Consider the following 20,368-nt stretch of genomic DNA (forward strand, 5'->3'; position numbering starts at 1 on the left):
ATGCTCCGTTCAAATCTTGCCCATGGCGACGATGACCAGGGCCGTCAGTACAAAGAACCCCAGGGACAGGCCCACGAAGATCAGGTCGTACATGGCTGGTTTCCTTTCTCGAGAATGCCCGGACGGGCGAATGAAAATGCCGGGGTAGCGTTGGGTGCGGTCATCAGAATTTCTCGGCACGGATCAGCGCGTAACCCAGGTAGACAAACAGCAGCACGGCGCAAAAACCGCTGGCGCCGTAGATGAATTCCAGTGTCAGCAAGGCTTTTCCCCTTAATTCATTGAGGCCGCGCCGACACCGCCCATGGCGGCGCCGGAGGCAGCCGGTCAGGCACCCGGCAACGGGCGCCGGCAGGGAGTCGGCCACTGGCCGTGCGCCGCTCTCCTCTGCGCCACGCAGGTTAGGTGAGGGCGTATCAAGGTCGGGCACTGATTGCAGGGGGCGGTATTAAGACGGCGTATAGATTGCGCGGCAGGCGGGGAAAATCGGGGGCCGGACCGCGCCCCCGAGGGGATCATTCACTTTTGAGCGGCAGCCAGACCTCCACCACGCCGCTGCCGGTCTCGGGGTTGAAATCGGCGCTGTAGCGCTCGAACTCCGGCGCATTGGCGGCCTCGCGGCCGGACTGGGGCAACCAGGTGTTCCAGATGTAGTTGAAGGTCTGGGGCAGCTCCTGCAGGGATCCGCCATGCTCGAACACCGCGTAGTTCTGCGGCTGCACTTCGATCCAGCGATAACGCTCGGGCAGATCGTCGAGCTTGCTGATCTCGACCCCCGCCAGGTATTCGAAGCTGCCCTGGCCGTCGGGGTTGCAGCAGACGCCGTAGGTCACCTCATCCACCTGCCCCGGCACCCGGCCGATGTGGGGGATGAAACGCTGCCACAGCTGGCCGATGTCCTGGCCGGTGCCAGGGGTAAACCGCTCGCTGAAGCCGGCGATCAGCAGAAAACGCTCTCTTTCGAAGCGCGGTTCGGGACCTGCGCCCTGTTTTTGCTCATCCATGAATGCCACTCCTGCCGCAGAAATGATGGGTTCGGATCCAGTATAGAAGCCAATCGTCAGGGCCTGGATCAGAGTGCCGGAAGGTCGCTCACGCCGGCGCCGACGATAAACTCCTGGTAGCCGGATAGGATCACGTACACCGCGAAATAGCAGAAGATCGCCGCAGATGCCAGGTAGGAGTAGCGCAGCAGCTTGTCCCCCAGGAGCTTGCCGCCCTGGGTCGCGGCCAGGCACAGGCCCAGGGTCCAGAGCAGCCCGGCACAAAAGAATCCGGCGAGGAATAGCCCGGAATTGGCGATCCCGCCGCCCCCGGATCGGGCAATCAGGGTGCCGCCCACGGCGGCGAACCAGAGGATCGCGCTGGGGGAGGACATGGCCAGGAAGATCCCGCGCAGGAACTCCTTGCGCGGCGAGCCCTTGTCCGCCTCCCCGGCCGTGGCCAGTACCGCGCTGTGGTGCAGCGCGGCGTAAATCATCTTCGCGGCGAAATACACCAGCAGCGCCGAACCGCCGATCCACAGCACCCAGCGCACGCTTTCGTACTGCAGCAGCACGGTCATCCCGGCCAGCGCCAGCAGCGCATAGATCAGGTCACCGACGCAGGTCCCCAGGCCCAGGCAAAAGCCCTGGAAATAGCCGCGCTGCATGGCCAGGGTGATCATCGCGATATTGGCCACGCCAATGTCCAGGCACAGCGAAAGGCTCAGCAAGAAGCCGCTGGTAAACTCCATCATTCATCCCGTTTGATGCGGTGGTTCGAAGGGCTGTCCTGGTCCGCCGAGCGTTGGAAAATCGCCCTGGCCGACCTGGGCCGCAGCCCTTGCAGGCAAAAAGCGTGCACGTTATAGCGGCAAATCATCGCCCCCCGCAAATCCCCCCGACGCTGCGAAAATAATTTTCCGCCCCTCTGGACAAGCCGCCGGCGCCGCCCTTATCGTCTGCCCCGCAGGCCACCGCAGTGGCCAACGTCGCTCGGACGGTTCCGGGCGCTTACGTCTTTTCGAGGCAACAATGGCCGAACAAGGTTCGCCGCGCCGCTTTGCGCGCATCGATCGTCTCCCCCCTTACGTTTTCAATATCACTGCCGAGCTGAAGATGGCTGCGCGTCGGCGCGGCGAAGACATCATCGACTTGAGCATGGGCAACCCCGACGGCGCGACTCCGCCGCATATCGTCGAAAAGCTGGTGACCGTTGCCCAGCGTGAGGACACCCACGGCTACTCCACCTCCAAAGGCATTCCACGGCTGCGCCGGGCGATTTCCCGCTGGTACAAGGATCGCTACGAGGTCGACATCGACCCGGAAAGCGAAGCCATCGTCACCATCGGTTCCAAGGAAGGCCTGGCGCACCTGATGCTGGCCACCCTGGACCAGGGCGACACCGTGCTGGTGCCCAACCCCAGCTACCCGATCCACATCTACGGCGCGGTGATTGCCGGCGCCCAGGTGCGCTCGGTGCCACTGGTGCCCGGCGTGGACTTCTTCGCCGAACTGGAGCGGGCCATTCGCGGTTCGATCCCCAAGCCGAAGATGATGATCCTGGGCTTCCCCTCCAACCCCACTGCCCAATGCGTGGAGCTGGATTTCTTCGAGCGAGTGATCGCCCTGGCCAAGCAGTACGACGTGCTGGTGATCCACGACCTGGCCTACGCCGACATCGTCTACGACGGCTGGAAAGCCCCATCGATCATGCAGGTGCCGGGGGCCAAGGACATCGCGGTGGAGTTCTTCACCCTGTCCAAGAGCTACAACATGGCCGGCTGGCGCATCGGCTTCATGGTCGGCAACCCGGAGCTGGTCAGTGCCCTGGCGCGGATCAAGAGCTACCACGACTACGGCACCTTCACCCCGCTGCAAGTGGCGGCGATCGCCGCCCTGGAAGGCGACCAGCAGTGCGTGAAAGACATCGCCGAGCAGTACCGGCAACGACGCAATGTGCTGGTCAAGGGCCTGCATGAGCTGGGCTGGATGGTGGAGAACCCCAAGGCCTCGATGTATGTCTGGGCCAAGATTCCCGAAGCCTATGCACACCTGGGCTCCCTGGAGTTCGCCAAGAAGCTGCTGGCCGAGGCCAAGGTCTGCGTGTCGCCGGGAGTGGGTTTCGGTGAGTACGGCGACGATCACGTGCGCTTCGCCCTGATCGAGAACCAGGACCGGATTCGCCAGGCGGTGCGCGGCATTCGCAGCATGTTCCGCGCCGATGGCCTGGTGCAGAAAAGCTGAGAGCCTTTCAGCCACAAAAAAACCGCAGCGATGCGGTTTTTTTGTGGCTGTACTGTAGCCGCTGCCGCAGGCTGCGAACGAGTGCGTAGCACTCGCGGCGATTCAGATGCCTATCCAGCTTCGGGCCTTTGCCCAGCCTCGCCCAGGCTCGACAGCGGCGACAGGGGTCAACCCCGCCGTTTAAACCACCAACGACAACAGCAGGATAAAGATCAGGCCCACCACCGAGAGGATGGTTTCCATCGCCGTCCAGGTCTTGAAGGTTTCGGCCACGGTCATGTTGAAGTACTGCTTGACCAGCCAGAAACCGGCGTCGTTGACGTGGGACAGGATCAAGGAGCCGGCACCGGTGGCCAGCACCAGCAGCTCGCGGTTGACCCCGGGGATCATCCCCACCACCGGCACCACGATGCCCGCACCGGTAATGGTCGCCACGGTGGCCGAGCCGGTGGCGATGCGAATCACCGCCGCCACCAGCCAGGCCAGGAGGATCGGCGAGATCTGCGCGTTGACCGCCATGTGGCCGATCACGTCACCCACGCCGCTGGTCACCAGCATCTGCTTGAAACCGCCGCCGGCGCCGATGATCAGGATGATCGCCGCGGTAGGCGCCAGGCTGGCGTCGAGCAGGCCGAGGATCTGCTTGGAACCGATGCCCTGCTTGTAGCCGAAGGTGTAGAGCGACAGCAGCAGGGCCAGGAGCAAGGCACTGATCGGGTGGCCGATCATGTCCATCCAGATGCGGAAGAAATGCCCGTCCGGCAGCGCCACGTCGGCGAAGGTCTTGAGCAGCATCAGGAACACCGGCAGCAGCACGGTCAGCAAGGTCACGCTGAAGCTGGGCAGGTTCTGCGAGGTGTTTTCACGGGCCAGCTGGTCCACCAGCTCCTGGGACGGGTGGCCCGGGATGTACTTGGCAATGAAGGTGCCGTAGATCGGACCGGCAATGATGGCGGTCGGCAGGGCAACGATCAGGCCGTAGAGAATGGTCTTACCAATGTCGGCGCCGAACACGCCGATGGCCAGCAGCGGCCCCGGATGCGGCGGCACCAGGCCGTGCACCGCCGACAGGCCGGCCAGGAGCGGAATGCCGATCTTGATCAGCGACACCCCGGTGCGCCGGGCGACGATGAACACCAGCGGAATCAGCAGCACGAAGCCGATCTCGAAGAACAGCGGGATGCCCACCAGGAAGGCGGCGAACATCATCGCCCACTGCACCCGCTCCTTGCCGAACGAGCGGATCAGGGTCTGGGCGATCTGATCGGCGCCGCCGGACTCGGCCATCATCTTGCCGAGCATGGTGCCCAGCGCCAGGATGATGCCGACAAAACCGAGCACGCCACCAAAGCCGTCCTGGAACGCCTTGATGATCTTGTCCACTGGCATGCCCGAGGTCAGGCCGAGGAAGCCCGCGGCGATGGTCAGGGCAATAAAGGGATGCAGCTTGAATCGGGTGATCAAGACGATCAGGCCGATGATGGTGACCACTGCATCAACCAGCAGATAGGTCTCTTGGGACATGCCAAACATGGAATTGCCTCCGGTTTGTTGTTTTTATTAAAGCGTTAAAAACAAGGGCCGAGTGGGATAGCGCTACCTATTTCGAACCGACGCTTAGCGCGAAGGTTCAAGGCCATGCTCCAGCCACCATTGATTGGCCAGTTCGGCCAGGCGCTGGACGCTCAGGGTGCTGGCATCCAGGGCCAGGGTGAGCGGCTCCCCCACGGGGGATTCGAGGGTGGCGAACTGACTGTCGATCAGGGTCGAAGGCATGAAATGCCCTGGCCGGTGTGCCACGCGATCGGCGGCCACTGCCGGCGTCAGTTCGAGAAAGATGAAACCCAGGCCGGGGGTGGCGGCGCGCAGGCGTTCACGGTATTTGCGCTTCAACGCCGAACAGGTCAGCACCGGGCGCTGGCCGGCGGCCAGGGTGCGGCGCAACTCCTCGCACAGGCTGTCGAGCCAGCCGGCACGGTCGTCGTCGTCGAGGGGAATGCCGGCACTCATCTTGGCGATATTGGCGGCAGGGTGGAACGTATCGCCTTCAATGGCCGTGGCGCCGCTGCGCTGGCACAGGGCCTGGCTGACGCTGGATTTGCCACAGCCGGCAACACCCATGATGACCAGGGCGGTAATTGGTTGACTCATGTAACACCTCAGCGCGCAGACAGCGCTACCTTCGCTAGTTCTAGTTCTAGTACAAAAACAGTGTCTGCCGACGCCTTCTTGTCATTTTTGTGGGTTGCCGCGTATATAGTCCGCCAAACCAAAGAGCGAGGGTCAGGCACACCTCGCTCACGCATTGCAGCTGTTTCAGGACAGCGCTACCTTAGTGACTTGAATTTTGTTTGGCAAGCCGTCTGATGACCCCTCATAAAAACGATAAAAGCTCCCGTACCACGGGGCGCCCTACCCTCAACGAAGTGGCGCGACTGGCCGGTGTCAGTCCGATCACCGCCTCCCGGGCGCTGCGCGGCGTCAGCAGCGTGGCCACCGAGCTGGTGGAAAAAGTGCAGAAGGCCGCGCAGGAGCTGAACTACGTGGTCAACTCCGCCGCCCGCGCCCTGGCCTCGGCCCAGAGCCAGTCGGTGGTGGTGCTGGTGCCGTCGCTGTCCAACCTGCTGTTCATCGAAACCCTGGAAGCCATTCATCAGGTCCTGCGGCCCAAGGGCTTCGAAGTGCTGATCGGCAACTACCACTATTCCCGGGACGAAGAAGAAAACCTGCTGCGCAACTACATGACCTACCAGCCGCGCGGGCTGCTGCTGACCGGTTTCGACCGTACCGAAAGCTCCCGGCGGATGATCGAGGCCAACAACATTCCCTGCGTCTACATGATGGATCTGGACTCCGGCGCCGGGCTCAACTGCGTGGGTTTCTCCCAGTTGAACGCTGGCGAGACTGCCGCCCGGCACCTGATTTCCCGCGGCCGCAAGCACCTGGCCTACGTCGGCGCGCAGTTGGATCAGCGCACCCTGCTGCGGGGCGAAGGCTTCCGCCGCGCCCTGCAGGAAGCCGGGCTGTACAACCCCGACCTGGAACTGCTGACCCCGCGCCCGTCTTCCGTCGGCCTGGGCGGCGAGCTGTTCCTGCAACTGATGCAAAGCCAGCCGCAAGTGGACGCCATCTTCTTCGGCAACGACGACCTGGCCCAGGGCGCCTTGCTCGAAGCCATGCGCTGCGGGATCAAGATCCCGGAGCAAGTGGCGGTGCTGGGGTTCAACGACCTGCCGTCCTCGGAGCACATGGTGCCGCGCCTGAGCAGCATCAGCACCCCCAGGGAAGCCATCGGCCGCCGCGCCGCCGAGCAGATGCTGACCCTGCTGGCCGGTAACAGCGTGACCGAGCCCGTGGTGGACATGGGGTTCGAACTGCGGATCCGGGAAAGCACCTGAGGCATCAGGGCTGCACGCCAAGCACACTGAGCAACAGCCCGAACCCGATCAACAGCACCCCGAACAGCTGATCGATACGGCGCTTGTAGCCCAATAGCCGGTCGGCAATGGCCGGTGCCGAAAAAAACAGCGCCACGGCCACGAACCACAGAAGGTGGGCCAGGACGATGATCGCCCCGTAGCCGATCTGCACCACCACCCCCGTGCCCGGCTGGATCACCTGCATGAACAGGCTGAGGACGAAGATCATCGTCTTCGGATTCAGCGCATTGGTCAGGAAACCGCTGCGCAAGGCCGCCCACGACGACACCTGGCCACACCCCGCCACGTCCTGCGGTCCCTGGGCGGGACTGCGCAATAAGCGGATGCCCAGGTAGATCAGATACAGCGCCCCGGCCAGCTTCAGCCCGGTGAACCACAGCGGCGACTGCTGCAACAGCAGCCCCACCCCCAGCAGGCTGTAGCCGATGTGCAGCATGACCCCGAGCCCGATCCCCACTGCAGTCAGCACGCCGTGACGGCGCGAGAGCATCAGGCTGTTACGGGTGACCAGGGCAAAATCGGCCCCGGGGCTGAGTACCGCGAGAATGGTAATGGTGATTACGACTAACAGTTCTGTCACGTTGCCAACGCCTTGGTTATACAATCCGGCGCTACTGTATGGGGATCTTCCGGGGTAAGGCCAACGATGAAAACTGACACTCTTGGTGATAAAAACTCACAGACCTCGCGCCGACGCCTGCCGCCCCTAGGCGCCCTGCGCTGCTTCGAAGCGGCCGCTCGCCTGGAGAGCTTCACCCTGGCCGGCGCAGCCCTGCACCTGACCCACGGCGCCATCAGCCGCGCCGTGCGCAGCCTGGAAGACGACCTGGGCACTGCCCTGTTCGAGCGACGCAGTCACCGGGTGTTTCTCACTTCGGCCGGGGCCGAACTGCTGCACAGCGTGACCCAGGCCCTGGACCTGATCGAGAACACCAGCCGCCGCTTGCGGGCTCCGCCCCCCGGGGCACCGCTGGTGCTGTCCTGTGAACCGACCCTGCTGATGCGCTGGCTGATTCCGCGCCTGCCGGCGTTCCAGGCCGCCCACCCCGACATAGCCATCCAGTTGCTGGCTGGCGGCGGGCCCTTCTCGTTCAACGCCGGCATCGACCTGGCGATCCGCCGCAATGATTTCGCCTGGAGCGAGCAGACCCAGGCCCACTGGCTGTTCGACGAAGCCATTGGCCCCGTGTGCCGTCCGGACAAACAGCCTGACTGGGCGCCGCAGTCCAACGAGCAGGCAGTTCTCGCGGACCACGCCCCGCGCCTGCACAGCGCAACCCGGCCGCAAGCCTGGGAACACTGGCTGCAGTTGCACCCGATGCCGCGGCCTCAGGCGTCTTCGGAGCAGGTCTTCGAGCATTTCTATTTCAGCCTGCAAGCCGCGGTGGCGGGCTTGGGGCTGGCCATCGCCCCCTGGCAACTGGTGCGCGACGATCTGCGCGACGGACTGCTGTGCGCCCCATTCGGCTTCGTCGCCGACGGCAGTGCCTACTACCTGCTCTCGGCCCAAGCGATCAGCGACGACTCGGCGGCCGGTCTGCTGCTGCGCTGGTTGCGCCAGCAGGCCCTGGCCTAGAACCCGGGGCCGGGCAGCGGCCCCAGCGCCGGATCTTCGCCACTGAGCAGTTGCACCAGGGCCAGGGCGCCCTTCTGCAGCGGCCGGCTCTTGAGCCACACCGCATGCACCGGCAGCGACAGGCCGTTGTCGAGGTTCTTGAACTTCAGGCGCTGCAAGCGACCTGCCGCCAGCAGCGGCTGGATCACCGACAGCGGGAAATTGCCCCAGCCGATCCCGGCCTCCACCATGTGCAGGGCCATGGCCAGGCTGTCGGTGCGCCACAGCGACTCGCCCACCAGGGGCCGGGTATCGCTGATGGGCAGGTCGCGGCTGGCCACCACCACCTGGCGAACCCGGATCAACTCCTCCAGATACAGCGCCCCATCACTGGCCAAAAACAGCGGATGCCGGGGTGAAATACAGGCGATGATCCGTTCGCTGCCGGCGTACTGGAAGTATTCCAGGGCGTTCACGCTCAGGCCGGCGAAGGCCACGCCGACACTGACCCGTCCGCTGTGCAGCAGTTGCAGCACGTCATCCTGAGGAGCGCTGAGCACTTCCACATCCAGCAACGGATAGCGCTCGGCCAGCAGCTTGATGGCCGCCAGCAACCGCTGCTTGTCGATGTCATCCACCACCGCGATCGACAGTGTGCTCTCCAGCCCCAGGGACAGCTCGATGGCATGCACCTGCAACTGCTTGAGCTGATCGGCAATCAGCCGGGCATGGGGCGCGAGCGACAGGGCCAGGGGCGTCGGCACCGGCTCGCGATGACGGCGATCGAACAGGGCGTACCCCAGTTCGGCCTCAAGGTTGGCAATGCCCATGCTCACCGCCGAGGGCACCTTGCCCAGGGCGCGGGCCGCCGCAGAAAAGGAACCGCGCTCAAGCACGGCAAGAAACAACTGGATGCTGTCGCTGGAAAAATTCATGGGCTCAACCTATCAGTAAAACTGAAAGCTTCCGACTTTTTCTGTCATGCACATTGAAGCTATCTTTCGCGCCCCGTGCCAGCCCAGCCCTGGCCACCTGCATTCAATACCGAGGAATTCCCATGCAAGGCGTGAAACGCAAACTGCTCTACGTATCCCTGTTCGAGGTGTTCGGCATGACCTTCTCGGCCCTCGGCCTGGCCCTGCTGTCCGGCACCTCGCCCAGCAGCACCGGCCCGCTGGCGGTGGTGATCACCAGCATCGCGGTGACCTGGAACTTCATCTACACCAGCCTGTTCGAACGCTGGGAAAGCCGCCAGCTGTCACGCACCCGCACCGTCAAGCGACGCATCGCCCACGCCGTGGGCTTTCAACTGACCCTGATCGTGTTCCTGATCCCGCTGATTGCCTGGTGGATGGGCATCAGCCTGGTACAGGCCTTTCTCCTGGACCTGGCGCTGATCCTGTTCATCCCTTGCTACACCTTCGTCTTCAACTGGCTGTTCGACCGGGTCTTCGGCCTGCCGGCCTCGGCCTTGCCCGACCCGGCCTGAAGCGCGGACAAACATCCGGAGGCACATTGGCCATCGCCGAGGACCGGGCACACTGATAGATTCCCATGGCCCGCCTGAGCCACGAACAAGGAAGCGTCATGGGAACCCCCTACAGAATTCTCGGCAAAGCCTCGTCCATCAACGTCAGAAAAGTCTTGTGGACCTGCGAGGAGCTCGGCCTTTCCTACCAACAGGAAGATTGGGGCAGCGGCTTCCAATCGACCCACACTCCCGAGTTCCTCGCCCTCAACCCCAATGCCCAGGTTCCGGTGCTGATCGATAACGCCGGCGCCCTGTGGGAGTCCAACAGCATCTGCCGCTACCTGGCCAACCTGCACCCCGGCAGCGGCCTGTTGCCGATCGCCCCACGGGCCCGGGCCCTGGTGGAACAGTGGATGGACTGGCAGGCCTGCGAACTCAACCCGGCCTGGAGCTACGCCTTCATGGGCCTGGTGCGCCGGCATGCGGACTACCAGGACTCTCGGCGCATCGACGCCAGCCTGCAGGCCTGGAACGCCAAGATGGCGATACTCGAACAACAGCTGCAGCGCTCCGCAGCCTATGTCCTCGGGGAGCACCCGAGCCTGGCGGACATCGTCCTCGGGCTCTCGGTCAACCGTTGGAAGATGACCCCCATGGAGCACCCGGACTTCCCCGCCATAGACGCCTACTACGAGCGCCTCAGCCTGCGTCCGGGCTTTCGCCTGCACGGACGCAACGGCACCCCCTAGCCTGGGCCACAGCATTACCTAGCCACCGGAGATTGGACATGGATGGACTCAACGTATTGCTGACCGGCGCCTGTGGCCGGATCGGCAAGGTATTCTTCCAGGGCTCGCAGGAGCGCTACCGCTTCACCCTGACCGACCGCGTCGAACCGGACTTCGAGATCCCGGCGCCCCACCGCTTCGTGCGCCTGGATCTTGACGACCCGCAGACCATTGGCCGTCTCCTGCCGGGCATCGACGTCGTCGTCCACCTGGCCGGCATCCCCCATGCCAGCGCCAGTTTCGAGCAACTGTTGCCCAACAATATCCTCGCCACCACCTACCTGTTCGAGGCCGCCGTCAACGCCGGCTGCCGGCGCCTGGTGTTCGCCAGCAGCGCCCAGACCATCGAAGGCTACCCGGTGGATCGACAGATCACGACCAACATGCCGGTGATGCCGGCCAACCTGTATGGGGTCAGCAAGTGCTACGGCGAGGCACTGTGTGCCTTCTATGCCGCCAGGCGCGGGCTGTCCTGCATCGCCCTGCGCATCGGCGCCTTCGAGTTCCCCGAGCATCACGAGCTGACCAGCAGCCGCGACCTCAGCGCCTGGCTCAGCCCCCGAGACGCCCTGCAGCTGCTGCAACGGGCCGTGGAAACCCCCGGGGTGCAGCACTTCATCGGCCACGGTATCTCCAACAATCGCTTCAAGCGCCTGGACCTCAGCGACACCACGCGGGTCCTCGGCTATGAGCCGGTGGACGACGCCTTCCAGGAGGACTTCGGCATACCCATCACCTACTGAGCGCGGCCCTCGGCAAATCCGGGCGGCGCTTGCCAGAAAGCGGCAAGACTTGTCCGCCCGCGGACAGCCCGGCAGTGCTCGAGCGCGCCAATCCCTTGATATTGAAGGCCGATTTTATTAGGCATGGATCTTGCTGAAGTACTCGCCTAGTTCTCTCACACAGGTTCCCGATCATGTTGGTCAACGCCCAGAAATCCGTTTCGGTGCAGCCCACCTCGCGCACCGATATGGACCCGACCACTGCAGCCGCCAGCGCGCTGTACAGCGGCATGCTGCAGCAGGCCCAGAACTCCGTCACCGTGCCGACGTCCCAGTCCAGCCTGCAAGGCAATACCGTGGACGACAACGTTAATGCCGCGTTCGCCAAGACCCGTGTCCTGCTCCAGGCCACGCCGCCGACTTCCAGCACGCCACAGGCCAATAGCGCTACCGAGTCCAGCGCCTTGAGCGAGTTCAAGGACTACATGAGCAAGACGCCCGAACAGCGTCTGCGCGACAGCATCCTCAAGGATATGGGCCTGACCGAAGAGGACCTGAAAGACCTGCCGCCGGAGCGCCAGCTGGCAATCAACCAGGAAATCGCCGAGCGCCTGAAGGACAAGATGCAGTTGGCCAAGGAAGAGGCTGACACCAAGACCAGCGCCAAGCCGATCGACGAGAAATTCCTCGCCTCGCTGTAATCGCGCACGACGAAAAAGGGTTCCCAACGGGAACCCTTTTTTGTGCCCGCCGCCCCCTGATCACTGCAACTGCAGGGTCGAGTTGAACTGGCTGATGGCATCCACCACATGTCGCGAGCCTTGCTGGATCTCCAGGATCACCTCCCCCGCCTCATTGGCCAGTTCGACCCCGACGCCGGTGCGGCTCAGGCTCGATTGCATGCTGGTGACCGCGCTCATCGACAGGTCGTGGTTCTTGCGCACCACTTCGACGATTTCCACCGTGGCCTGACTGGTGCGCGCCGCCAGGCTGCGCACCTCGTCCGCCACCACCGCAAAGCCTCGCCCATGCTCGCCGGCCCTAGCCGCCTCGATGGCCGCATTGAGCGCCAGCAGGTTGGTCTGGTCGGCGATTCCGCGGATGGTCTGGACGATGCTGCCGATGATCTCCGACTGCTTGCTCACCGCATCGATGCTGCGCGCCGCTGCGTTCAGGTCGTGAGAGATCTGCTGGATGATCTGCACCGTCTGCTGCACCACCTGCGAGCCCTTCTGGGCACAGGCGTCGTTCTGTACCGAGGTGCTGTGGGCGGATTCGGCGGCGGATTGCAGGCTGGTCATCTGCTGGGTGATATCGCTGGCAAACTTGACCACCTTGTACAAGCGGCCCTTGGTGTCGAACAGGGGGTTGTACGAGGCTTCCAGGAACACCGTCTGGCCGTACTTGTTTTCCCGTTCGAAACGATGGGAGTGATACTCGCCACGGTTCAACGAAGCCCAGAATTGCTTGTACTCCGATGACTCGGCTTCAGCCCGGTGACAGAACATGCTGTGGTGCTGGCCAAGGATTTCATTCAAGGGGTACTGCATGGTCTTGAGGAAGTTGTCGTTGGCCTTGAGGATAGTGCCGTCCGGACTGAACTCGATAATCGCCATGGAACGGCCGATGGCATTCAGCAGGCTCTGGTTTTCATGTTCGATATGGATGCGTTCGGAGATGTCCGACGCCACCTTGATCACACTCTTGACCCGATGATCGGCATCGAACACCGGCATGTAGCTGGCTTCGAGCCAGATCTCCTCGCCCCGCTTGTTCAGCCGCAGGAAGGTGCCGCTGACCGGTTCTCCCCGCCCCAGGTCGCGCCAGAGCTTGGCGTATTCCTCGCTGCGGTAGAACTCTTCCTCGCAAAAGATCCGGTGATGCTTGCCACGTATCTCTTCAGCGGAATAACCCATGGTCTGGCAGAAGTTGTCGTTGGCATCGAGCACGATGCCATCGGGCGAAAACTCGATCATCGCCATGGAGCGGCTGATTGCCGCCAGCTTGGCGTTGGCCTCGGCCAGCGCACAATTAAAACGCTCGATCTCTTGCAGGTCAGCCTTGTGATGTAGGTTAAACATGGTTGTATCACCTTCAACGCTGTCTTTTGATTGACGGAAGTTCCTAGTCTTTCAACTGAGCCACTACAACGTTCGATAAAACACGGCAAACACCCCCCTTCATATGAGAGAGGAATTGTCAGGTGATCAATGATGTTCAATCGGAGAGTTCATATTGCAACGCTCTTATCAAGCCATCCTTTTCTTGATGCCCGATAAACGGGCCGACCCAACAAAGAAAAGAAACTCCATCTAATTAATTACTCCCGAACCGCTGGTGCCTCTAGTTGCGCACTCTCGTCTTTGTTCATGTTATCGCTGCCGTTCCCTGGATAAACAATGTGCAAACACCCGCTGCAAGGGCAAACATCGAGGGGTGATGGGACAGTACCGGACAACGCTATCCATAGTTTTTTCACAACTGAGCATAGACAGCCGCGCCCCCTATGCAAGGCCACCAGTCAGTCGGCTTTCACAACTTTCAACATCATTGGAAGCATTCTCAACAAGTGCCCAACAAGGCATTAAAGAATGTTCTGACTAACCGCCCTCAAGTATCTGCACGAACGCCTGAACCATACCGTTGGCCTCACGACCCGGTGCCGCAACCAGGGCAAACCGACGCTCGATGGGCCGACTCAACGGCAGCACCCGCAACCCCTGGCGCAGCTCCGGCAGGGTGCTTTCCGGTACCAGGGTCCCCCCCAGCCCTTCACGCACCAGGCTGAATGCGCTGTTCCACTCCCGCACTTCGATCCGCACGTCCGCCAGCGGCACGCCGGCGTCGGCAGCCAGACTGCGAGCGTTCACCGAACAACCGCCAGTGGCCAGGACAAAGGGCTGTGCCAGCAAGGTCGCAAGGTCGATGCTCGCCGCCTGCCAGGGGTGCTCCCGGGGCAACACCGCCACCCACGAGTCCAGCCCCAGCAACCACGAACGACGCCCGGCCGCGGGGTTCAGCACCACCCCCAGGTCCACCAGTTGCGCCTCCAGCAGGGCTTCGACCTCATCGTCGCTGACCTCCAGCTGCACCACCTCGATCCCCGGGTGCAACTGCCTGAAGCGCCGCAGCAAGGGCGGCAGAACCTGCGCCAGGACCATGGGAAACCCCGCCAGGCGCAGGCTGCCGTGGAGCATGCCGCGGGCCGCGTCGACCTGGCGCCGCACCTGGGCCAGGGCCCCCAGCATCACCCGCGCCTGCTCCAGCACCTGCAGGCCGATAGCCGTAGGCAGCGCCTGACGACGCTCGCGGATGAACACCTGTACACCAAGCATGTCCTCCATCTGCGCCAGAGCCTGGCTGGCCCCGGACTGGGTCATCCCCACTTCCTCGGCGGCACGGGTGATGGTGCCGCACTCGGCGATCGCCACCAGCAGGCGCCAGTGCATCAGGTTCATCATGGCAGTAGCTGTCCTTATGGCTGCTTTCTGAAAAATGAATTTTACCCATGCCAGCAGCCTCGCCGACACTGCTTCGACCCTTCACTCGAGAGCCGCCGATGAAACTCTACTACGCCCCTCAAGCCTGCTCCCTGGCCTGCCATATCGTGCTGCGGGAACTGCAACTGCCGTTCGAAGCGATCCGTGTCGACAATCGCAGCAAGCGCACGGCCGAAGGTGAGGACTTCCTCGCCATCAACCCCAAGGGCTACGTTGCCGCCCTGCAACTGGACAACGGCGAAGTGCTGACCGAGGGCCCGGCGATCCTGCAGTACCTCGCCGACCTCAAGCCCGAGGCCGGTCTGGCGGCCCCACAGGGCAGCTGGCAACGGGTACGGCTGCAGGAAACCCTGAACTTCATCACCAGCGAGGTTCACGGGATCATGGGCTGGCTGTTCAACTCAGCGCTGGATGACAAGGCCAAGGACCTGTTCCGGCAAAAGCTGTTCAAGCGCTTGGCGCTGCTGGAGCAGATCCTGGAGCACCAGGACTACCTGCAGGGTGGACAGTTCAGCATTGCCGATGCCTATCTGTTCACCGTGCTGCGCTGGACAGCGGTGTTTGCCATCGACCTGGGCGCCTGGCCAGCCTTGCTGAAGTACCAGGCACGAATCGAGCAGCGCCCGACCGTGCGAGAGGCACTGGCGCTGGAACTGGCATAGAGGAGCTGGAGAGAACCGGGCGCAACCAATCGGCAGCAACAACCAGCCGGGCGCGCCCGAGAGCAGACAAAACCAAGCCCGCAGTGCGGGCTTGGTCAAAGCGATCAATGGCCGAAGATGTTCACTTCGGTTTTCTTGGCCTTTTTCTCGGCGCGTTTCTCGTCCGCGCTCTTGGCCGGTTTCTTCTTGGCGTTTTTCTTGGCGTTCATACCTTTGGACATGACTGCGACTCCACTGTGGCGGGATAGGCTTGAGGTATAGCACCTATGGGCAGCCAGGGTTCCTTTATAATCCGCCGCGTCCCGTTGCAACCCCGGAAACCTCATGCCCAGCCTGCAGATCGGCCCGCTCGACGAGGCCTCTCGTCCCTTGCTGAACAAGTTCTATCGCCAGCACCGTTCGTCCATGCGTGCCTCGGCCGAGGGTCAGCTGTGGGTGGTCAGGGAGGGCGAGGTCATTGCCGGGATGAGCCTGGCCCCGGTGGCTCAGGGGCATTGGCTGACGGGTTTGTTCGTCGCACCGTCCCACCGTGGCCAGGGGCTGGCGGCGCAGTTGGTGCAGCAAGCCCGACAGGCCGTGCCAGGCCCGCTCTGGCTGTTCTGCCACCCGGACCTGGAAACTTTGTATCAACGCATGAGTTTCACCCGCGCGCCGCACCTGCCAGCGCCCCTGGCCGAACGCCTGGCCCGCTACCAACGCAGCAAGCCGTTGCTGGCCATGGGCGCCCCGGCCTGCGACCAGACCCCGTGAGCCGAGGCCGGAAGATCAATCGTCGGCGTTGGGATCGAGATCGGGAAACAGCACCTCAGTGAACCCGAACTTGCTGAAGTCACTGATCCGCGACGGGTACAGCCGACCGATCAGATGATCGCATTCATGCTGCACCACCCGGGCGTGAAAGCCCGACGCCACGCGCACCACCGGCTCGCCCTTGGGATCGAAGCCTTCATAGCGAATGTGCTGGTAGCGCTGCACCGCTCCGCGCAGTCCGGGAACCGAGAGACAGCCTTCCCAGCCCTCTTCGAGCACCGGGCTCAGCGGAGTGATCAGGGGATTGATGAGGATGGTCTGGGGCACAGCTTCGGCGTCCGGATAACGTTCGCTGTGCTCGAAGCCGAAGATCACCAGCTGCAGGTCGACACCGATCTGCGGCGCTGCCAGCCCCACGCCTCCGACACTTTCCATGGTCTGGAACATATCGTCGATCAGCTCCCACAACTGCGGACTGTCGAACATCTCGGGCGGCACCGGCGGGGCAATACGCAGCAGGCGTTCATCGCCCATTTTGAGGATTTCACGGATCATGTTCAGGCTTCGTCAGTAGTGGGATGGAGCGAGTGGTCCCGGCCCAGTCCAGAAACGTGTTGTTTATCGCCGAGCCCGTCAAAGTCCTTTTCGCCAGGGTCCTTGCCTTCGGCCGACATGTGTTCGATCACCGCATTCATCTCCGCTCCGAGCAACAGCACGGCCGAAGAGATATAGAAGTACAGCAGCAGCACGATGATCGCGCCGATACTGCCATACATGGCGTTGTAGTTAGCAAAGGTTTTCACGTAGTAGGCGAACCCCAGGGACGCGACGATCCACACCACCACCGCCAGCACCGAACCGGGGGTGATAAAGCGGAATTTCTGCTTCACATCCGGCATCACGTAATACATCAGGGCCACGGCCACCATCATCAGCAGCACGATCACCGGCCAGCGCAGGATGGTCCACAGGGTGACGATGAACTCTTCCAGGCCCACCTGCCCGGCCAGCCAGGTCATCACCTGCGGCCCCAGCACCATCAGCGCCGCAGCGGCCAGGAGCATGCCGGCGATACCCACGGTGTAGAAGATCGACAGCGGAAAACGCTTCCAGATCGGCCGCCCCTCGACCACGTCGTAGGCCGCGTTCATCGCGCTCATCATCAGGCGCACGCCGGCCGAGGCGGTCCACAGCGCGATGACGATACCCACGGAAAGCAGCCCGCCCTTGGACTGCTGCAATTGGTCGATCACCGGGTTGACCTGCTCCAGCGCCTGGGGCGGCAACACCAGTTCCGATTGCAGGCGCAGCCAGCTGAAGAAGTCCGGCAAGTGCAAGAAACCGATCAGGGCAATGAGAAACAGGATGAAGGGGAACAGCGAGAACAGCATCTGGTAGGCCAGTGCCGAGGCGTAGGTGGACATCTCGTCCGCAATGAATTCATGCACCGTGCGAATCAGCACTCGGTGCAGGGGCAAACCTTTGAGGTCCGGAAAAATCATAGCGTCTCCTTTCGCCGCAAAAAGGTTGAAGTCGAAAGCGACTCAGGGGGCGTTTTCTACAACAAATTAGCTCAGTTGGCGAACCGCAACCATGACAACACGTGGATTGGCTGATCGCCCCTCTGAGCCTGAACATAAAAACGGCCATCCTTGGATGGCCGCTGCGGTGCATCATCGATCCCGGGAGTTTCAGGCCTTGTCGATGGTTTTCTTCACCGCATCCTTGGCTTTGCCCAAGGCTTGCTGGGCTTCACCCTTCTTCTCCTGCACCTTGCCTTCAACTTGCAGTTTGGTGTTGTCGGTGGCCTTGCCGACACCTTGCTTGACGTTGCCGATGGCTTCGTTGGCCAGACCTTTTGCCTTATCTGCTGTGCTGCCCATGGTATTTCTCCGTAGAACATTCATTGATCAAACAAAGAGGATTTACGTCGTTACCCAAGGTTGACTCGTGGCCGTTGCGCAGAGTTTCAATTTTTTTCGTCGGGCATTTCATCGCCGTTGCCAGGTTGCGCTTTATGTTTGCCGGGCAACCCGGGAGAATGCTCGGCCTGTTCAGGCCAAGCACTGAAGATCCAATCCCCGTAGGAATGTTATGAAACTCGATAAAAAGCAGGCCATCGCCCGCAGAAACCAGGAACTGGGCGGTGCGGTGCTGGGCGTCAACAACTGCCATTTCGCGGAGCTGAACCGCAATCGCAACATCTGGTGGTTCGATATCCTGGTCACCCGCCTGGCCATCGGTCAGTACGAGTGGGTCCACCTGCTGCTGCACACCCCGGACACCGACCAACTGCTGCACCTGAAAGTGCCGACGGTGTTCCTGCGGGAAAAACTCGAAGGCCTGGTGATCCGCAACCAAGGCAAGCGCAAGGCCGCCCTGAGCCTGGAGCTGAGCGCCGACAAGGACTCCTTCCTCAAGGACGTGCGCCCCGCCGGCACCGGCGTGAGCTTTGCCCAGTTCCAGCAATAAGCCGCCGCTGGCGCGCGCCCATGAAAAAGCCCCGCACTGGCGGGGCTTTTTTGTGGACGTTGCGGCCTACTTCTTCACGCCGAGCTTCTTCAACTCTTCGTCACGCAGTTCGCGGCGCAGGATCTTGCCGACGTTGGTGGTCGGCAGGGCATCGCGGAACTCCACGGCCTTGGGCACCTTGTAGCCGGTGACATTGGCGCGCATGTGCTCCATCACCTGTTCCTTGGTCAGGGTCACTCCCGGCTTGGCGACGATGAAGATCTTGATGGTCTCGCCGGATTTTTCATCCGGTATGCCGATCGCCGCGCACTGCAGCACGCCCGGCAGCGAGGCCAGCACATCTTCCAGTTCGTTGGGGTAAACGTTGAAGCCCGAAACCAGGATCATGTCCTTCTTGCGGTCGACGATGCGGATATAGCCGTCCGGCTGGATCAGGGCAATGTCACCGGTCTTCAGCCAGCCTTCGCTGCTGAGGACTTCGTCGGTGGCGTCCTGGCGCTGCCAGTAGCCCTTCATCACTTGCGGGCCCTTCACGCACAACTCGCCGACTTCACCCAGCGCCAGCTCTTCGCCGGCGTCGTTGACCACCCGGCACAGGGTCGAAGGCACCGGAATGCCGATGGTGCCGATCTGGATGTTCTGGATCGGGTTGACCGTGGCCACCGGGCTGGTTTCGGTCATGCCGTAGCCTTCGCAGATCGGGCAGTTGGTCACTTCCTTCCAACGTTCGGCGGCCGCCAGCTGCAGGGCCATGCCTCCGGAGAGGGTGACTTTCAGCGCAGAGAAATCCAGCTTGCGGAAGGCTTCGTTGTTGCACAGGGCCACGAACAGGGTGTTGAGGCCGACAAAACCGCTGAACTTCCACTTCGACAGTTCCTTGACCATCGCCGGCAAGTCCCGCGGGTTGCTGATCAGGATGTTGTGGTTGCCCATGAGCATGATGGCCATGCAATGGAAGGTGAACGCGTAGATGTGGTACAGCGGCAGCGGCGTGATGAGGACCTCGCAGCCCTCATTGAGGTTGGAGCCCATCAACGCCTTGCACTGCAGCATGTTGGCCACCAGGTTGCGGTGGGTCAGCATCGCGCCCTTGGCCACACCGGTGGTACCGCCGGTGTACTGCAGCACGGCCACGTCACCGCTGGCGGGATTGGCTTCCTGCACCGGCTGACCGCGGCCCTTGCTCAAGGCGTCATTGAATTTGACCGCCTGAGGCAAGTGGTAGGCCGGCACCATCTTCTTCACGTACTTGACCACACTGTTGATCAGCAGGCGCTTGAGTGGCGGTAGCAGATCCGCCACTTCCGTGACGATCACATGCTTGACCCCGGTCTTGGGCACCACGCTTTCCGCCAGATGGGCCATGTTGGCCAGGCAGACCAGGGCCTTGGCCCCGGAGTCATTGAATTGGTGTTCCATTTCCCGCGCGGTGTACAGCGGGTTGGTGTTGACCACGATCAGACCGGCGCGGATCGCGCCGAATACCGCGACCGGGTATTGCAGCAGGTTGGGCAGTTGCAGAGCGATTCGATCGCCGGGCCGCAAATCGGTATGCTGCTGCAGGTACGCGGCGAAGGCCCCGGACAATTCATACAACTCACCGTAGGTGATTGTCTTGCCAAGGTTGCTAAAGGCCGGTTTGTCAGCGAAACGTTGGCAGGATTGTTTCAATACCGCCTGAATATTCGGATACTCGTCTGGATTGATATCGGCAGCAATTCCAGCTGGGTACTTATCCTTCCAAAAGTCTTCGATCATGGAAGCCCACTCCTCAGCAACGC

The 20,368-nt window shown here is 62.4% G+C and carries 24 protein-coding genes and 1 pseudogene; 10 read left to right on the top strand and 15 right to left on the bottom strand.

Going from position 1 to position 20,368, the window contains the following annotated elements:
• Positions 1 to 9: 9 nt before the first annotated feature.
• The 4 genes from PST29_RS32290 to PST29_RS22740 all read right to left on the bottom strand — a co-directional run bounded on the left by PST29_RS32290 (position 10) and on the right by PST29_RS22740 (position 1,735).
• Positions 10 to 180 (bottom strand): hypothetical protein, encoded by a 171-nt coding sequence (locus tag PST29_RS32290; RefSeq protein ID WP_162884082.1) that lies wholly within the window; start codon positions 178 to 180, stop codon positions 10 to 12.
• Positions 164 to 262, bottom strand: coding sequence for a K(+)-transporting ATPase subunit F (kdpF, locus tag PST29_RS22730; RefSeq protein WP_016968152.1), 99 nt, complete (start codon positions 260 to 262; stop codon positions 164 to 166). Before kdpF ends, PST29_RS32290 begins: the two co-directional genes overlap by 17 nt.
• A 253-nt stretch (positions 263 to 515) precedes the next feature.
• Complete coding sequence (locus tag PST29_RS22735) at positions 516 to 1,004, bottom strand: GyrI-like domain-containing protein (RefSeq protein WP_060840647.1); 489 nt, start codon at positions 1,002 to 1,004, stop codon at positions 516 to 518.
• Between the two features lie 68 nt (positions 1,005 to 1,072).
• Positions 1,073 to 1,735 carry a LysE family translocator gene (locus PST29_RS22740; RefSeq protein WP_060842003.1) on the bottom strand — a complete coding sequence of 221 codons (663 nt, stop codon included), beginning with the start codon at positions 1,733 to 1,735 and terminating at the stop codon, positions 1,073 to 1,075.
• A 280-nt stretch (positions 1,736 to 2,015) separates the two neighbouring features.
• Between PST29_RS22740 and alaC the strand changes: the two genes are divergently transcribed.
• Positions 2,016 to 3,227, top strand: a complete 1,212-nt coding sequence (alaC, locus tag PST29_RS22745) for an alanine transaminase (RefSeq protein WP_060840648.1) — start codon at positions 2,016 to 2,018, stop codon at positions 3,225 to 3,227.
• A gap of 180 nt (positions 3,228 to 3,407) precedes the next feature.
• Here alaC and PST29_RS22750 read toward each other — a convergent pair whose 3' ends face one another.
• Both PST29_RS22750 and PST29_RS22755 read right to left on the bottom strand, forming a co-directional pair.
• Positions 3,408 to 4,760 carry a GntP family permease gene (locus tag PST29_RS22750; RefSeq protein WP_047305702.1) on the bottom strand — a complete coding sequence of 451 codons (1,353 nt, stop codon included), beginning with the start codon at positions 4,758 to 4,760 and terminating at the stop codon, positions 3,408 to 3,410.
• Between the two features lie 84 nt (positions 4,761 to 4,844).
• The gene (locus PST29_RS22755) at positions 4,845 to 5,378 is read right to left on the bottom strand and encodes a gluconokinase (RefSeq protein WP_060840650.1); all 534 of its coding nucleotides are present in this window, start codon (positions 5,376 to 5,378) and stop codon (positions 4,845 to 4,847) included.
• A gap of 215 nt (positions 5,379 to 5,593) precedes the next feature.
• Between PST29_RS22755 and PST29_RS22760 the strand changes: the two genes are divergently transcribed.
• Complete coding sequence (locus tag PST29_RS22760; protein ID WP_060844403.1) at positions 5,594 to 6,625, top strand: LacI family DNA-binding transcriptional regulator; 1,032 nt, start codon at positions 5,594 to 5,596, stop codon at positions 6,623 to 6,625.
• Positions 6,626 to 6,629: 4 nt separating this feature from the next.
• Here PST29_RS22760 and PST29_RS22765 read toward each other — a convergent pair whose 3' ends face one another.
• Entirely contained in the window at positions 6,630 to 7,247 is a 618-nt protein-coding gene (locus tag PST29_RS22765) for a LysE family transporter (protein ID WP_060844404.1), read from the bottom strand.
• A gap of 66 nt (positions 7,248 to 7,313) precedes the next feature.
• On the opposite strand from PST29_RS22765, the gene PST29_RS22770 reads away from it, so the two are divergent.
• Positions 7,314 to 8,243, top strand: coding sequence for a LysR family transcriptional regulator (locus PST29_RS22770; protein ID WP_060844405.1), 930 nt, complete (start codon positions 7,314 to 7,316; stop codon positions 8,241 to 8,243).
• On the opposite strand, the gene PST29_RS22775 is transcribed toward PST29_RS22770, so the two are convergent.
• Positions 8,240 to 9,157, bottom strand: a complete 918-nt coding sequence (locus tag PST29_RS22775) for a LysR family transcriptional regulator (protein ID WP_060844406.1) — start codon at positions 9,155 to 9,157, stop codon at positions 8,240 to 8,242. The two genes, PST29_RS22770 and PST29_RS22775, sit on opposite strands and share 4 nt — an antisense overlap.
• A gap of 122 nt (positions 9,158 to 9,279) precedes the next feature.
• On the opposite strand from PST29_RS22775, the gene PST29_RS22780 reads away from it, so the two are divergent.
• From PST29_RS22780 to PST29_RS22795, 4 genes are all read left to right on the top strand, one after another.
• Positions 9,280 to 9,711, top strand: coding sequence for a PACE efflux transporter (locus PST29_RS22780; protein WP_060844407.1), 432 nt, complete (start codon positions 9,280 to 9,282; stop codon positions 9,709 to 9,711).
• 98 nt (positions 9,712 to 9,809) lie between these two features.
• Positions 9,810 to 10,442, top strand: coding sequence for a glutathione S-transferase family protein (locus PST29_RS22785; RefSeq protein ID WP_060844408.1), 633 nt, complete (start codon positions 9,810 to 9,812; stop codon positions 10,440 to 10,442).
• Between the two features lie 38 nt (positions 10,443 to 10,480).
• On the top strand, positions 10,481 to 11,224 hold the full coding sequence (locus tag PST29_RS22790) for an NAD-dependent epimerase/dehydratase family protein (protein ID WP_060844409.1): 744 nt from the start codon (positions 10,481 to 10,483) through the stop codon (positions 11,222 to 11,224).
• Positions 11,225 to 11,397: 173 nt separating this feature from the next.
• Entirely contained in the window at positions 11,398 to 11,904 is a 507-nt protein-coding gene (locus tag PST29_RS22795; RefSeq protein ID WP_060840657.1) for a hypothetical protein, read from the top strand.
• 60 nt (positions 11,905 to 11,964) lie between these two features.
• Here PST29_RS22795 and PST29_RS32870 read toward each other — a convergent pair whose 3' ends face one another.
• The 3 genes and pseudogenes from PST29_RS32870 to PST29_RS22805 form a co-directional block, all read right to left on the bottom strand.
• Positions 11,965 to 12,504 carry a methyl-accepting chemotaxis protein gene (locus PST29_RS32870; RefSeq protein ID WP_442963174.1) on the bottom strand — a complete coding sequence of 180 codons (540 nt, stop codon included), beginning with the start codon at positions 12,502 to 12,504 and terminating at the stop codon, positions 11,965 to 11,967.
• 12 nt (positions 12,505 to 12,516) lie between these two features.
• A pseudogene (locus PST29_RS32875) lies at positions 12,517 to 13,284 on the bottom strand (PAS domain-containing protein); the annotation flags it as partial.
• Between the two features lie 519 nt (positions 13,285 to 13,803).
• Positions 13,804 to 14,664 (bottom strand): LysR family transcriptional regulator, encoded by an 861-nt coding sequence (locus PST29_RS22805; protein WP_060844411.1) that lies wholly within the window; start codon positions 14,662 to 14,664, stop codon positions 13,804 to 13,806.
• 98 nt (positions 14,665 to 14,762) lie between these two features.
• Between PST29_RS22805 and gstA the strand changes: the two genes are divergently transcribed.
• Together gstA and PST29_RS22815 are read left to right on the top strand one after the other, a co-directional pair.
• Positions 14,763 to 15,365 carry a glutathione transferase GstA gene (gstA, locus tag PST29_RS22810; RefSeq protein WP_060844412.1) on the top strand — a complete coding sequence of 201 codons (603 nt, stop codon included), beginning with the start codon at positions 14,763 to 14,765 and terminating at the stop codon, positions 15,363 to 15,365.
• A gap of 324 nt (positions 15,366 to 15,689) precedes the next feature.
• Positions 15,690 to 16,115, top strand: a complete 426-nt coding sequence (locus PST29_RS22815) for a GNAT family N-acetyltransferase (protein ID WP_060844413.1) — start codon at positions 15,690 to 15,692, stop codon at positions 16,113 to 16,115.
• Positions 16,116 to 16,130: 15 nt separating this feature from the next.
• On the opposite strand, the gene def is transcribed toward PST29_RS22815, so the two are convergent.
• The 3 genes from def to PST29_RS22830 all read right to left on the bottom strand — a co-directional run bounded on the left by def (position 16,131) and on the right by PST29_RS22830 (position 17,998).
• Positions 16,131 to 16,670, bottom strand: a complete 540-nt coding sequence (gene def, locus PST29_RS22820; RefSeq protein WP_047305712.1) for a peptide deformylase — start codon at positions 16,668 to 16,670, stop codon at positions 16,131 to 16,133.
• Between the two features lie 2 nt (positions 16,671 to 16,672).
• Positions 16,673 to 17,617, bottom strand: coding sequence for a YihY/virulence factor BrkB family protein (locus tag PST29_RS22825; protein WP_060840662.1), 945 nt, complete (start codon positions 17,615 to 17,617; stop codon positions 16,673 to 16,675).
• 189 nt (positions 17,618 to 17,806) lie between these two features.
• On the bottom strand, positions 17,807 to 17,998 hold the full coding sequence (locus PST29_RS22830) for a CsbD family protein (protein ID WP_060840663.1): 192 nt from the start codon (positions 17,996 to 17,998) through the stop codon (positions 17,807 to 17,809).
• A gap of 211 nt (positions 17,999 to 18,209) precedes the next feature.
• Here PST29_RS22830 and PST29_RS22835 point away from each other — a divergent pair, with 211 nt between their 5' ends.
• Positions 18,210 to 18,587, top strand: coding sequence for a hypothetical protein (locus PST29_RS22835; RefSeq protein ID WP_060840664.1), 378 nt, complete (start codon positions 18,210 to 18,212; stop codon positions 18,585 to 18,587).
• A 66-nt stretch (positions 18,588 to 18,653) separates the two neighbouring features.
• On the opposite strand, the gene fadD1 is transcribed toward PST29_RS22835, so the two are convergent.
• Positions 18,654 to 20,345 (bottom strand): long-chain-fatty-acid--CoA ligase FadD1, encoded by a 1,692-nt coding sequence (gene fadD1, locus PST29_RS22840; protein ID WP_060844414.1) that lies wholly within the window; start codon positions 20,343 to 20,345, stop codon positions 18,654 to 18,656.
• Positions 20,346 to 20,368: the final 23 nt, after the last annotated feature.

The sequence above is a fragment of the Pseudomonas sp. St29 genome, from assembly GCF_001547915.1.
GTDB lineage: Bacteria > Pseudomonadota > Gammaproteobacteria > Pseudomonadales > Pseudomonadaceae > Aquipseudomonas.

Bases quoted from the DNA above. Each gene is read 5' to 3' on its own strand.
- PST29_RS22740 (WP_060842003.1), bottom strand. From the start codon at position 1,735: ATGGAGTTTACCAGCGGCTTCTTGCTGAGCCTTTCGCTGTGCCTGGAC.
- PST29_RS22795 (WP_060840657.1), top strand. From the start codon at position 11,398: ATGTTGGTCAACGCCCAGAAATCCGTTTCGGTGCAGCCCACCTCGCGC.
- PST29_RS22805 (WP_060844411.1), bottom strand. From the start codon at position 14,664: ATGATGAACCTGATGCACTGGCGCCTGCTGGTGGCGATCGCCGAGTGC.
- PST29_RS32870 (WP_442963174.1), bottom strand. From the start codon at position 12,504: ATGACCAGCCTGCAATCCGCCGCCGAATCCGCCCACAGCACCTCGGTA.
- PST29_RS22780 (WP_060844407.1), top strand. From the start codon at position 9,280: ATGCAAGGCGTGAAACGCAAACTGCTCTACGTATCCCTGTTCGAGGTG.
- PST29_RS22755 (WP_060840650.1), bottom strand. From the start codon at position 5,378: ATGAGTCAACCAATTACCGCCCTGGTCATCATGGGTGTTGCCGGCTGT.
- fadD1 (WP_060844414.1), bottom strand. From the start codon at position 20,345: ATGATCGAAGACTTTTGGAAGGATAAGTACCCAGCTGGAATTGCTGCC.
- PST29_RS22770 (WP_060844405.1), top strand. From the start codon at position 7,314: ATGAAAACTGACACTCTTGGTGATAAAAACTCACAGACCTCGCGCCGA.
- PST29_RS22825 (WP_060840662.1), bottom strand. From the start codon at position 17,617: ATGATTTTTCCGGACCTCAAAGGTTTGCCCCTGCACCGAGTGCTGATT.
- PST29_RS22775 (WP_060844406.1), bottom strand. From the start codon at position 9,157: ATGAATTTTTCCAGCGACAGCATCCAGTTGTTTCTTGCCGTGCTTGAG.
- PST29_RS22750 (WP_047305702.1), bottom strand. From the start codon at position 4,760: ATGTTTGGCATGTCCCAAGAGACCTATCTGCTGGTTGATGCAGTGGTC.
- PST29_RS22735 (WP_060840647.1), bottom strand. From the start codon at position 1,004: ATGGATGAGCAAAAACAGGGCGCAGGTCCCGAACCGCGCTTCGAAAGA.
- PST29_RS22835 (WP_060840664.1), top strand. From the start codon at position 18,210: ATGAAACTCGATAAAAAGCAGGCCATCGCCCGCAGAAACCAGGAACTG.
- gstA (WP_060844412.1), top strand. From the start codon at position 14,763: ATGAAACTCTACTACGCCCCTCAAGCCTGCTCCCTGGCCTGCCATATC.
- alaC (WP_060840648.1), top strand. From the start codon at position 2,016: ATGGCCGAACAAGGTTCGCCGCGCCGCTTTGCGCGCATCGATCGTCTC.
- PST29_RS22785 (WP_060844408.1), top strand. From the start codon at position 9,810: ATGGGAACCCCCTACAGAATTCTCGGCAAAGCCTCGTCCATCAACGTC.
- def (WP_047305712.1), bottom strand. From the start codon at position 16,670: ATGATCCGTGAAATCCTCAAAATGGGCGATGAACGCCTGCTGCGTATT.
- PST29_RS22760 (WP_060844403.1), top strand. From the start codon at position 5,594: ATGACCCCTCATAAAAACGATAAAAGCTCCCGTACCACGGGGCGCCCT.
- PST29_RS22815 (WP_060844413.1), top strand. From the start codon at position 15,690: ATGCCCAGCCTGCAGATCGGCCCGCTCGACGAGGCCTCTCGTCCCTTG.
- PST29_RS22790 (WP_060844409.1), top strand. From the start codon at position 10,481: ATGGATGGACTCAACGTATTGCTGACCGGCGCCTGTGGCCGGATCGGC.
- PST29_RS22830 (WP_060840663.1), bottom strand. From the start codon at position 17,998: ATGGGCAGCACAGCAGATAAGGCAAAAGGTCTGGCCAACGAAGCCATC.